The sequence below is a fragment of the Methylibium sp. T29 genome (genome assembly GCF_000576205.1).
GTDB lineage: Bacteria > Pseudomonadota > Gammaproteobacteria > Burkholderiales > Burkholderiaceae_C > Methylibium > Methylibium petroleiphilum.
On record NZ_AZND01000115.1, the window covers coordinates 1 to 11,242 of the forward strand.

Here is an 11,242-nt window from a genome sequence, read left to right on the forward strand (position 1 = left end):
GCTCGCATTGCCGGTGAGGGTCAGGACCGGGTCTACGGTGGAGAACGAGGTGGTGTAGGCGTCCAGGTCTGCGACGATCTTCTCGAAGGCTGCCGTCAGGCCCGCGACCATGGTGTCGGGACGGCCGGCGGTGTAGTAGTTGTCGGGCCGTGCCTGAGTACCGACGGTCTGGCCGGTCGTGGACCACCACTCCTGCGGCAGCGCCGCGGTGCGGGTGGCCGGGTCGTAGTCGTTCGGCACGGTGAAGCCACCGTACTTTGCCGCGAGGTAAAACTGGTTGTTCGCGACGAAAGGTTGCTCGAGCACGTCGACCCAGTAGGTCTGGACCGTCTGCTTGCCCTCGGTGGCGGCATTGCCTGCCACCGTGGGTCGGATGTCGGTGGTGTTGGCGTAGTAGGCCAGGCCGACGATGCCGGCCGAGTTGTTGCGGCCGCTGTAGTTGTTGACGTTCGGTGCGCCCAGACCTTGCAGCGCGAACGCTCGGTTGGTCATGGTCTCGGCATTCACCGTGGTATCGCCCGTGACCGCCGCTGGTTTGGGATTCGGCTCTTCCGTTGTACCTGTGGAGCCGGGGAGATCCTTGTCGCGGTGGGTGTAGATGTCGCCGATGCCGAGAATGAAGTTGCGCTGGCACGAATAGAGGATGGGGTCGTTCCAGTTGGTGATGACCGGAAAGTCGTCGAGGTAGGCCGTCCGCGTGGCAGCATTGGCGGTACCCATCGCCGTGTACTCCGGAACGTTGCCCTGGTTCTTGTAGTAGCGCAGCGCGGTGTAGAACAGTTCGCTGACGGGGTCGTAGCTCTTGTAGTTGTTGGTGTTGAGCTGACCGAACTTGTTCAGGTAGTTCATCACCCCGCTGTTCGTGATCGACACGCTCGGCGTGAAGCTCGCGTTGGTCTGTGTCGCGTCGGCCGCATCGGGGTTGATCGCAAAGATGCCGGTCGTCGCGTCCCATTCAGCCGCTGCGTTCGTGACGGCCGGCTGGCCCGGGACCGGCTGTGTCGGGCCGACGAACTTCTGCTGAGCGCGCAGCACCGCGCCGTCGCGCAGGAAGTCGCTATGGTTCAGGTAGCCGAAGGCGCTGAAGCGGATACGGTTGGAATATTTCTGAACCAGTCCTTCTGGTTTCCAGTTGCTGCCGTACTGCACGCAATTGGCTTCGCGTGTGCCGGCTGTCGCCGAGGAGTCGCAGACTTTCACCCGCATCACAGCGCGGTAGACGACGCCTGCCACGGGTGGGACAGCCGGGTTGTAGTCGACCACGACACCGCCAAGCGCCGCCGACGACGAGGCGAACAGCATGTTGATGCCCTGGCCTTGAATGCGCGTGTGGAGGTTGGTGAAGGCCAGCGGCGAAGCCTGCGCCACGGTGGCCGCCACCGTGAGGCTTTTGTCCGGTGCCAGGCCCTGATTGGTGTCACGCGACTTTTGGAGGATCGTCGTTGTGGTTGTGTCGATGATCCGGTAGCCGCCGGTCATTGCCCAGCGAAACGGGTCGATCGTCGGTGTCGAGGACCAGTTCAGGTAATTGCCGCTCCATTCGTCGGCGCCGGTGCAGTTGTGCGCGGTGTTGTCGCCGACCGGATAGAAGTGCCGCAGCTGCGTGGCGGTCTCGGTCGCGTAGTACTGGTACTTGTAGCACTTGTTCGGGTCGAAATAGCCGAGATACGTATCGGTCGTCACGTACGCGGTCGTGTGAGCAGAACGAACCGCAGTTGGCCATTCCACTGAAAGTGCCAAGGCCACGTTGCCTGGGACCGTGGTTCCTGCAAACACCGGGACATCTGCCAGAGCCGTGGCGGCATTCGCGCTCAAGGACGAAGTCATCCAGACTGAACTCAAGACCAGAGCTCTTGCAAGCCCAGCCATCCCGAGGCCGGCCTGATCGCCGCAATTCCATCGCATCTGCGTGGAATGGCGGTCTGGGGTTGGGTAGGGCTTCATGGGGGAGACCTCGCGTGAATACCTGAAGTACCGACGGCTCAGACGCCGCAGCAGGAAAACGTGCTCTGGAAGAATGATTGCGTGTCGCGTGGCCCGGTGGCGCGGATCGTCAGGCGATACACCACCATGCCCGGTGGAGGTGGGCGCTTTTCTTCGGACAGGCTTCCGCCCTCCGGCAACCCTTCGCCCGAGTAGACACAGTTCTCCGGCTCTTCTGTGCTGCCGTTGATGGTGCACAACCGGTCGACCGCGAAGCGCAAGCGGATCTGTTGCGCCGGGACCGTGATGTCGCCATGAGTCCAGCCGGTTGCCGCAAACGCAGCGTCGTCCACGAGGACGAGAGGAATGCCCTGCGCATTGCTGGGCAATACCGTGGCGCTGTAGTTCCAGGCCGGCGCATTGGCGCCACGCGCGGCAATGCCGACCAATGCGCCGCCGGTGCGGAACTGAGTGAGGATGACCTCTGCTGCACGTTCGCTTTGCTGGGCCACATCGCGCTTGAAGGCAAGGTTGCCGGCGGTGGTCAGCGTGATGTCGAAGGAGCGCATCAGCGCGGCCGCCGAGATCAGCATCACCACCAGCACGATCAGGCTGATGATCAGAACGGCGCCGCGCTGCCGGCACATGGCGGGCGTCGCGAACGTGGACGAGCGTCGTAGCTTCATGATCAAGGCCGGAGCAGCAGGTTGCGGACAGGAACGGTCACCTCGATGGCGCGGTGGCGCATGCGTCGATCGGCGGTCGCGATCGCGACGTTCTGCGTCAGCGGGGCGCCACCGCTGGTAAGGTCGGTGAACAGGCCCAGCGTGGCCGGTGCCACGTCCTCCCGCTCGATGAGCGAAGAGCGCATCACGAGGCCGATGCGCACCGCAACGATCCGCCGCAGGTTGGTCGCCGAGGCGGGCGAGCCGTTCATCAGCGCCGCGCTATCCCAGATGCTTCCGGCGGTGGGAGCGAACCAGTCGTTGATCACACCATCGTCATCGGTGTCGACCCCATAGACCGCGCGTAGCGTCATCACGCCTTCGGCCAGCGGCAGCGGCGCGTCGTTGCCGTTGAGCAGCAGCATGTCGTAGCTGAACAGCGTGGTGTTGTCGCCGACGCCAAGCAACTGGAACTGCGGTCGATTGGTGGTCGTATTGCCCAGCGGGATTGCATAGGCGTCCGCCGTGGACAAGGTGGCAAACGTCGTCGACGAGGCGTTGTGGAAACTGCCGCCCAGAGGCACTTGCTGACCACAGTTCAACGGTGGGAACACGGCGGTCGGATCGGCGACGCATGCCGGCTTGTCATCATCACCTGCGTCAACTGGCACTCGCCACCACCGGCCAGCATCACCAGGTCGTTCGCGAAGAATCCGATCGTATTGGGTGCACGGAACTCGAGCGCGCTCACCGAACCCGGGCGCACCGCCGCGGGGGATTCCGCGAAGCCGGCGGCCCCGTTCATCACCATCAAGACATCGGAGCCAGCGGTCGAGGCCCCCTGAAAAATCACCACCGGCGCCAGCCGAAGCGTGAGCGGGATGGCGGTGAAGGGCGCAGGGAGGGCGGCCGCTCGTGGCCACGTTCCTGCCGCGCCCAACGTTGCGTTCAGTCGGCATCCGCCGACACGGCCCCAGCCCTCGGAGAAGCCGGAGCCTGCGCTGCGGATCATGCGGTCGATCGTGTAGGCGGCATAGGCGCCGGACTGGTTGGCATCATTGATTGAGACCGAGGTGCGCTTGCGGCCCTCGCTGGCTGCCAGCACGCCAAACACCGCGAGCGTGACGACGAGGCCGATGGCGACCGCAACCAGCAGTTCGACCAGCGAGAAGCCGCGCATCGTTCGCGGGCTCGAAGAAAGGGCACGAGAAAGGCTCATGTCACCTCCTCGGTCGTCAGAACGACCTCGGACACCAACCGACTGGGGTTCAGCGGCGAACGGGGCTGTTGCCACGTGATCGTGATCACCGCCGTGTTGCCGTTGACGTTGATGTCGGCGGTTCCATTGAGCAAGCCCTGGGCGGTTGGGTCGGCCAGCCGGTTCCGCCACGCCGTGAGCTGGGCCGTCGGCAAGGTGACCGTGCGAGCCAGACGCATCTGCGCGGCGAGATCATCCGCAAGCAGGGCTGCACGATTGCGGTCCTCCGCGTCGACCGAATACTGGGTCGCGCGGACCTGCATCGCCACCAGACCGAGGATGCCGAACGAGAAGATCAGCACCGACACCAGCACTTCGAGCAGCGTGCTGCCGCGTTGCCGGCGGCTCTTCGACACAGAGGGGAGCGACAAGGCTTGGTTCATCACGGAGGACACCCATCGGGGTTGGCGGCGGACAGAGTCTTGGCCGGATCGCACATGCGCACGCGACCGCCCAGCGAAGCGATCACACGCAGCGGCCGGTCACTACCGGGGTGCGCCACGTCGTAGACAGCCTCCGGGTCGGTCGCGTCGATGGTGCAGCCCTCGGTGGCATTCGCGACCTGCTGGCCTGCCGCGTTGAAGCACACGGCCGTGTTCGCGCTGGTGATCGTGACGCCGTTGTTCACGCCGGCCAGCGCGCCGCCTCGGACGAACTCTCGTGTCGTGCCCGTGAGGGGTAGTACGCGAATGCCCCAGTTCCCGCCGTTGGCGTCCGCGGCGGAATCGGCGGTCGGGTTGACGACGTTCGTCAAGAAAAGCTCACGGTGCGGTTGCGCCGTACGGCTTCGGCCTGAGCCTGTCTCAGTCCGTCCTGCAGCACCTGGGCGGTGCTGCGGACGCGGGTGTTGTTGATCCACAGCGTGAATGACGGAACCGCGAGCGCCAGCAGGATGGCCAGCAGCGTGATCGTGACCATCAACTCTACGAGCGTGAAGCCACAGAGGCTGCCGCGGCATCGCGACCACAGGGGCTGCATCAGCACTGCCCTTTCCTCGTGAGCCAGCAGGCGCCGCCAGTTGCCCAGCCGGTGACCGTGGTTGTCGTGGCCTGGTTGCCGGCTTGGTCGACTGTGAATCCAAAATTAGCGACCGGGCCACTGCCAACCGAGCGCAACGTATAGGTCGTGGCCGTCCTGACGCTGCAATCCACGGTGAAATTTCGAACCACTCTGGCCGTTGCGCAAGGAGCTGGGAAAGCTGGGGGGCCGGCGACGTCGAGGTAAGTCCGGTTGTCCTGAAAGTGGCGCTCCATGTCGGCGCGCATCGCAGCAAGTTCATTTACCCCGTCAACCAGTTGCCCACGGATGATGTAGTCGCGATAGCTCGGGTACGCGATGGCCGCCAGGATGCCGATGATCGCGACGACGATCATCACCTCGATGAGCGTGAAGCCCGACTGCCGCTTGAAAGTGAATCGTCGCATGTGACTGTCCCGTTCCGGTTCGCTGGCCTGAAGGCCTGGATTGCGCAGGCCAACTCGGATTTGTTGATCGGAGAGCCGCTGCCCATGACAGATCGCGGATCCGCTTGCAAGCAGTATGGGTGGCGTTGCCGATCGTGCCCATGAAGCATGTCACGCAATCGGCAGGAGGCCGGGCGGGAACCGGACGAAGTGCCGCCTGCGGTCGACGAACGGTCGGAGGGCGTCGCGCGGCCGGCACGGCTGCACGTCTTGAAGGCGAGGGGCCTGCGGCTAGGCCGCGCAGTGCAGCAGCCTCACATGTCTTGCCCAACATGGGCCGCCGCGAGCGCCTGCTGCACCCCCGCCGGCGCCGCCTGGTAGTGGCTGAAGCGGAGGGTGTAGCGCCCTTGCCCGCCGGTCAGGGCATGCAGCCGCGACTGGTAGTTCGCCAGTTCCGACAAGGGCAGCAGCGCCTGCACCACCATCTGCCCTGGCCGGGCTGCGTTGCTGCCGATCACCTGCCCGCGTCGTGAAGCCAAATCGCCGGTCAGATCGCCCATGTGCGCCTCGGGGGCCGTGATCTCCACGTCGACCACCGGTTCCAGCACGATCGGCTGGGCCGCGCGTGCCGCGGCGACGAAGGCCTTGCGCGCCGCCGTCACGAACGCGATCTCCTTGCTGTCGACGCTGTGGTGCTTGCCGTCGTGCACCACCACGCGCACGTCGAGCACCGGGTAGCCGGCGATCACGCCTTCGGCCATCGCCTGGCGCACGCCCTTCTCGACCGCCGGCATGAAGTTCGACGGGATCGTTCCGCCCTTGACGGCGTCGATGAACTCGAAGCCGGCCCCGCGCGGCAGCGGCTCGATGCGCAGGTGCACTTCGCCGAACTGCCCGGCACCGCCGGTCTGCTTCTTGTGCCGGTGCTGGCCGGCAGCCGGCGCGGTGACGGTCTCGCGGTAGGCGATCCGCGGTGGCCGGGTCGTCACCTCGAGCCGGTGCAGATCGCGCAGGCGCATCAGCAGCGCCCGCAGGTGCAGCTCGCCGAGACCCCAGACCACCGTCTCGTGTGTGGCCGCGACCTGCTCGATGCGCAGGCAAGGGTCCTCGGCCACCAACTTCTGCAGTGTGTCCCACACCCGCTGTTCGTCGCCATGGCGCTGCGGTTCGATGGAGAGGCCGTGCACCGGCACCGGAAAGTCGAGCGGCGCCAGGTGGATGTGGTCGTCCTCGGCGGCGTCGTGCAGCACCGCGTCGAAGTGGATGTCATCGACCTTGGCCACCGCGCACAGTTCCCCCGGCCCGGCCCGTTCCACCTCGATCAGGTTCTTGCCCTGCAGCAGTAAAAGGTGCCCGACCTTGAAAGGCTTGCGGCCATCACCCACGTAGAGCTGGCTGTCGCTGGTGACGGTGCCTGGTGGATGCGGAAGATGCCGAGCTTGCCGACGTAAGGGTCGACGGTCAGCTTGAACACGTGCGCCAGCACGTGCAGTGCCGGATCGGGCTGCGCGGTGATGGGCATCGCCTGCGCGCCCTCCCCGCGCAGAAAGCGCGGCGGGTTGCCTTCGGCCGGGTTCGGCATCAGCGCGGTCAGGATGTCGAGCAGTTCGCCCACGCCGGTGCCGTGGCGGGCCGACACGAAGCAGATCGGGATCAGGTGCCCCTCGCGCAGCGCCTGTTCGAGCGGTGCGTGCAGTTCGCGCGGGTCGACGTCGCCGTGCTCCAGGTAGCGCTCGACCAGCACGGCGTCGATCTCCACCACCTGCTCGACCAGCGCGCGGTGTGCCGCGGCGACCGAGGAGAAGTCGGCCTCGTGGCCGGCGGCGGCCTCGGGGCGGAAGAAGCAGTCGACCACCTCGCTGCCGCCGCGCGCTGGCAGGTTCAAGGGCAGGCATTCCTTGCCGAAGACGCTGCGCAACTGCTCGACCAGCGCCGCCAGATCGATGTCCTGCGCATCGATCTTGTTGACGATGATGAGCCGGCACAGGCCGCGGCTCGCGGCCGTTTCCATCAGGCGCTGCGTGCCGGCGTCCACGCCGTTGGTAGCGTCGATCACGATCGCCGTAGTCTCCACCGCCTCCAGCGCCGCCAGCGCCGGGCCGCTAAAGTCCGGATGGCCGGGGGTGTCGATGAGGTGGACGCGCGTATCCCCATGCTGAAGATGCACGAGCGAGGTGTTCAGCGAATGCTGGAACTGGCGTTCCAGCGGGTCGTGATCGCTGACGGTGCTGCCGCGCTCCACGCTGCCGGGCGCGCCGATCGCCCCGGCCCGGTGCAGCAGGGCTTCGATCAGCGTGGTCTTGCCCGCGGCGCTGACGCCGAGCAGCGCCATTGTGCGGATCGCGCTCGGGTCCGTCGCGTTCATCGCTTGCGGCATGGCGCTCTCCTTCGGCCGGATCGGCATCGGGTGGGATGGTCAGAGCGTAGAAGATCGATCGGCTAGCCACAAGCGGGCCATGGAACTTTGCGTTCAACCCAGCCGCTCGTCCCCGAGGTTGCAGGGGCGGGTACCACAGACTTCACGTTTAACGGGACCAGGGTGTGCCGGAGGCCCGTAGACGCGGGAGGACATGAGGTCTCGCGCACACTGGAAGCCTCTAAGATGTCGCGTTGACCCTTATCGAGACGGAACCTCACACCATGCTCAAAGCGCTCTCCAAGATGAACCCTGAAGTTCGTGTTCTTTCGCTGGCGGCTTGCAGCCTGGTTGTCCTGTTGACCGCCTGCGGTGGCGGCGGTGGAGGAGGGGGCGGCTCCGGCACGAACGCGCCTCCGCGGCCCACGGCGGGCCTCAGCGATCCCTCCTTGACCCTGCAGCAGAACCAGCCGACCGCCATTTCGCTGGCGCAGGAGATGGTGCAGACCTACCAGCTCGCCGACGAGGCAGCGGCCGCCCAGCAACTGGTGGAAATGGCCCCCGGCGTGCTCGACTCGTCCACGTCGCCTGCGGCCTGCCCGGGCGGCAGCGGCACGATCAGCTTTGCAACGAACGGCTCGGGCTACAACTACACCTACAACGCCTGTGCCAACGCCGGCTACGTCTTCACGGGCAGCGGGGTCATCACACCGACCGGGGTCCCGGCGACCGAATACGACCTCGACTTCAGCAACGTGACCGTGACCGGCGCGAATGCTCCGAACACGGCCTTGACGGGCGCTGCCGTCTGCACGCCCGGAACGAGCGCGGTGTCGTGCATCACCACGCTGGGGGGCTATGTGTGGGGCAATGACGTGAGCTACAGCGCCGGCCTGGCCAACGGCAGCCACCAGTGCGACTGCGGCAACGGCACCTGGAACGTCCTGTTCGACGACTTCGGCGCGACGTCCGGCGCGGCCTATGTCTATGCGAGCAACGGCGAGGCCTCGGTCACGCGGCTGAGTGCCAACACCTTCCGTGTCGTTCTCACCGTCAACGGCGTCACGACGACCTACGACGTGACGACGACCTGATCGGTCGATTCTCCTGGGGCGCCGGGCAGCTCGAACATCGAGGGCCCGCCGCCCCCGCTCTCACTGGAACGCCACCTCCGCAAAGCTCCTCAGCTTGCGACTGTGCAGCTGGTCGATGCCGTTGCGCCGCAGCAGTTCGATCGCCCGCAGCCCGATGCGCAGGTGCTGGTTCACGCGCTCGCGGTAGAAGTGATTGGCCATGCCGGGCAGCTTGATCTCGCCGTGCAGCGGCTTGTCGCTCACGCACAGCAGCGTGCCGTAGGGCACGCGGAAACGAAAGCCGTTGGCGGCGATGGTGGCGCTCTCCATGTCAAGCGCGATTGCGCGGCTCTGGCTGAAGCGGCGTTCCGGCGTGCTGTGGCTGTGGTGGAAGGGCAGCAGCTCCCAGTTGCGGTTGTCGGTGCTGGCGACGGTGCCGGTGCGCATTACGCGCTTGAGTTCGCTGCGCTCGAGCTGGGTCACATCGGCGACCGCGGCTTCCAGCGCCACCTGGATCTCCGCCAGCGGCGGGATCGGCACCCACAGCGGCAGCTCCTCGTCGAGCACATGGTCCTCGCGCACGTAGCCGTGCGCGAGCACGTAGTCGCCGAGCTGCTGCGTGGTGCGCAGGCCGGCGCAATGGCCCAGCATGATCCAGGCATGCGGGCGCAGCACGGCGATGTGGTCGGTGATGGTCTTGGCGTTGCTGGGGCCGACGCCGATGTTCACCATGGTGATGCCGGCACGATCGTGGCGCACCAGGTGGTAGGCAGGCATCTGCGGCAGCCGCGGCGGCGGCGCGCCGAGGAAGTCGCCCGGCTCCAGCGTGCAGCCGGTGCGCCGCATCACCACGTTGCCGGGCTCGACGAAGGCCACATAGCCGTCGTCCTGGCCACCGCCGCTGCCGCCCTCGAACAGTGAGGCCTGGCCGCGCGGCAGGTGCATCAGCTCGTGACCGAGCTTGATGAACTCGTCGATGTAGAACTGGTAGTTCGTGAACAGCACGAAGTTCTGGAAGTGCTCTGGCGTGGTGCCGGTGTAGTGGCGCAGCCGATGCAGCGAGTAGTCGACGCGCGCTGCGGTGAACAGCGCCAGTGGGTGGGTCGCCGCGCCGGATGCGTCTGGCGTCGGTTCGTGCGTGCCGTTGGCGATGCCGTCGTCCATGGCGCCGAGATCGGGCAGATCGAACAGGTCGCGCATCAGCGTGCGCCGCTCGGGCGTCAGCGTGCCTTCCACGTGGTCGTGCTCGGCGAACGAGAAGTGCACCGGGATCGGCTGCGTGCTGCTGCCGATCTCCAGCGCGACACCGTGGTTGCGCAGCAGCAGGCGGAACTGCTCGAGGTAGTAGTCCCCGAACAGATCGGGCCGCGTCAGCGTGGTCTCGTAGCGGCCCGGGCCGGCGACGAAGCCGTAGGCCAGCGGCGTGTCGGCCCGCGCCACGGTGTCGATGTGGACGGCCACGCGGGGGTAGCAGGCGCGCACGCGCTGAGGGAAGTCCTCGCCGGCCAGGAAGCGCTGCAGGTGGTCGCGCAGTCGCACCAGACTGGCGTCGTACAGGCTGCGCGCGGCGTCGAGGGCGGCCTGCGCGTCGGTGTAGCGCCGGGGGCCGTCGTCTGGAGGAGAGGGCGTCGTCATGACGGCATTCTGCGGCCTTCGTGAGGCGGTGTCTGTGGCGGCCGGCGCACCTGCTGCCGCCTGTCGGCGCGGTCGACGTATGTCCGGCTGTGTAATAAGGTCGCGCCATGCCGACCACTCCTCGCCGCATTCTGCCGATCATCGTCGCCGCCCAGTTCGCGAGCACTTCGCTGTGGTTCGCCGTCAATGCGGTGATGCCCGATCTTCAGCACGCGCTCGGTCTGCCGCCTACCGCTGTCGGCTCGTTGACTTCGGCGGTGCAACTGGGCTTCATCGCCGGCACGCTGGTGTTCGCGCTGGGGTCGGTCGCCGACCGCCATTCGCCGCGCCTCGTGTTCCTGCTGTGCGCGATCTCCGGTGCACTGTTCAACGCCGCGCCCGTGCTCTGGCCGGCAGGCGCGCTGGACCTGCCGACGCTGTGGCTGCTGCGGGCCTTGACCGGCTTCGCGCTGGCCGGCATCTACCCGGTCGGCATGAAGATCGCCGCCGGCTGGTATCCGCAGGGGCTGGGCCGTGCGCTGGGCTGGTTGATCGGCGCGCTGGTTCTGGGCACCGCGACGCCGCATGCGCTGCGGGCCCTGGGCGCGCACTGGCCCTGGCAGCAGGTGATGCTGGTGGTGTCCGGGCTTGCGGGTGCTGGGGGGCTGGATGGTGTGGCAGTGGGTGCCGGAGAGCACCCATCTGCCCCGCGCCACGCGCCTGCAGTGGCGTGCCTTCGGCCGCGTGCTGACCGACCGCCGCCTGCGTGCACCCGTGTTCGGCTACTTCGGCCACATGTGGGAGCTCTACACCTTGTGGGTGTTGCTGCCGGCGCTGCTGGCCACGCGGCTCCAGGGGGCAGCCATCTCGGTGGGTGCGTTCGGCGTCATCGCCGCGGGGGCGGTCGGGTGCGTTGCGGGGGGCTGGCTGGCGCAGCGCCACGGCAGTGC

At 66.8% G+C, this 11,242-nt stretch carries 10 protein-coding genes and 2 pseudogenes; 2 read left to right on the top strand and 10 right to left on the bottom strand.

The features are described 5' to 3' along the window. The 9 genes and pseudogenes from x551_RS13620 to fusA all read right to left on the bottom strand — a co-directional run. A pseudogene (locus tag x551_RS13620) lies at nucleotides 1-1,944 on the bottom strand (pilus assembly protein); the annotation flags it as partial. Nucleotides 1,945-1,982: 38 nt separating this feature from the next. Next, nucleotides 1,983-2,615, bottom strand: coding sequence for a type II secretion system protein (locus x551_RS13625; RefSeq protein WP_152543522.1), 633 nt, complete (start codon nucleotides 2,613-2,615; stop codon nucleotides 1,983-1,985). Then, nucleotides 2,612-3,172, bottom strand: a complete 561-nt coding sequence (locus tag x551_RS25855) for a PilW family protein (protein WP_036232973.1) — start codon at nucleotides 3,170-3,172, stop codon at nucleotides 2,612-2,614. Before x551_RS25855 ends, x551_RS13625 begins: the two co-directional genes overlap by 4 nt. A gap of 14 nt (nucleotides 3,173-3,186) precedes the next feature. Continuing rightward, nucleotides 3,187-3,768, bottom strand: coding sequence for a prepilin-type N-terminal cleavage/methylation domain-containing protein (locus tag x551_RS13635; protein WP_036232970.1), 582 nt, complete (start codon nucleotides 3,766-3,768; stop codon nucleotides 3,187-3,189). Between the two features lie 35 nt (nucleotides 3,769-3,803). Next, nucleotides 3,804-4,229, bottom strand: a complete 426-nt coding sequence (gene pilV, locus x551_RS13640) for a type IV pilus modification protein PilV (RefSeq protein WP_036232967.1) — start codon at nucleotides 4,227-4,229, stop codon at nucleotides 3,804-3,806. Then, nucleotides 4,229-4,600 carry a GspH/FimT family pseudopilin gene (locus x551_RS26495; protein ID WP_036232964.1) on the bottom strand — a complete coding sequence of 124 codons (372 nt, stop codon included), beginning with the start codon at nucleotides 4,598-4,600 and terminating at the stop codon, nucleotides 4,229-4,231. The genes pilV and x551_RS26495 overlap by 1 nt, the downstream gene beginning before the upstream one ends. Next, the gene (locus x551_RS26500) at nucleotides 4,597-4,824 is read right to left on the bottom strand and encodes a prepilin-type N-terminal cleavage/methylation domain-containing protein (protein ID WP_036232995.1); all 228 of its coding nucleotides are present in this window, start codon (nucleotides 4,822-4,824) and stop codon (nucleotides 4,597-4,599) included. The genes x551_RS26495 and x551_RS26500 overlap by 4 nt, the downstream gene beginning before the upstream one ends. Further along, nucleotides 4,824-5,270, bottom strand: a complete 447-nt coding sequence (locus tag x551_RS13655) for a prepilin-type N-terminal cleavage/methylation domain-containing protein (RefSeq protein WP_036232961.1) — start codon at nucleotides 5,268-5,270, stop codon at nucleotides 4,824-4,826. Before x551_RS13655 ends, x551_RS26500 begins: the two co-directional genes overlap by 1 nt. Nucleotides 5,271-5,563: 293 nt before the next feature. Next, nucleotides 5,564-7,626 (bottom strand): annotated as a pseudogene (fusA, locus tag x551_RS13660) (elongation factor G). A gap of 428 nt (nucleotides 7,627-8,054) precedes the next feature. Between fusA and x551_RS13665 the strand changes: the two are divergent. After that, nucleotides 8,055-8,699, top strand: a complete 645-nt coding sequence (locus x551_RS13665; RefSeq protein WP_036232959.1) for a hypothetical protein — start codon at nucleotides 8,055-8,057, stop codon at nucleotides 8,697-8,699. 60 nt (nucleotides 8,700-8,759) lie between these two features. On the opposite strand, the gene x551_RS13670 is transcribed toward x551_RS13665, so the two are convergent. Beyond that, the gene (locus x551_RS13670; protein ID WP_036232956.1) at nucleotides 8,760-10,313 is read right to left on the bottom strand and encodes an AMP nucleosidase; all 1,554 of its coding nucleotides are present in this window, start codon (nucleotides 10,311-10,313) and stop codon (nucleotides 8,760-8,762) included. 107 nt (nucleotides 10,314-10,420) lie between these two features. Between x551_RS13670 and x551_RS24415 the strand changes: the two genes are divergently transcribed. Further along, the coding region (locus x551_RS24415) for an MFS transporter (RefSeq protein ID WP_253950377.1) at nucleotides 10,421-11,242 on the top strand (822 nt) is incomplete at its 3' end.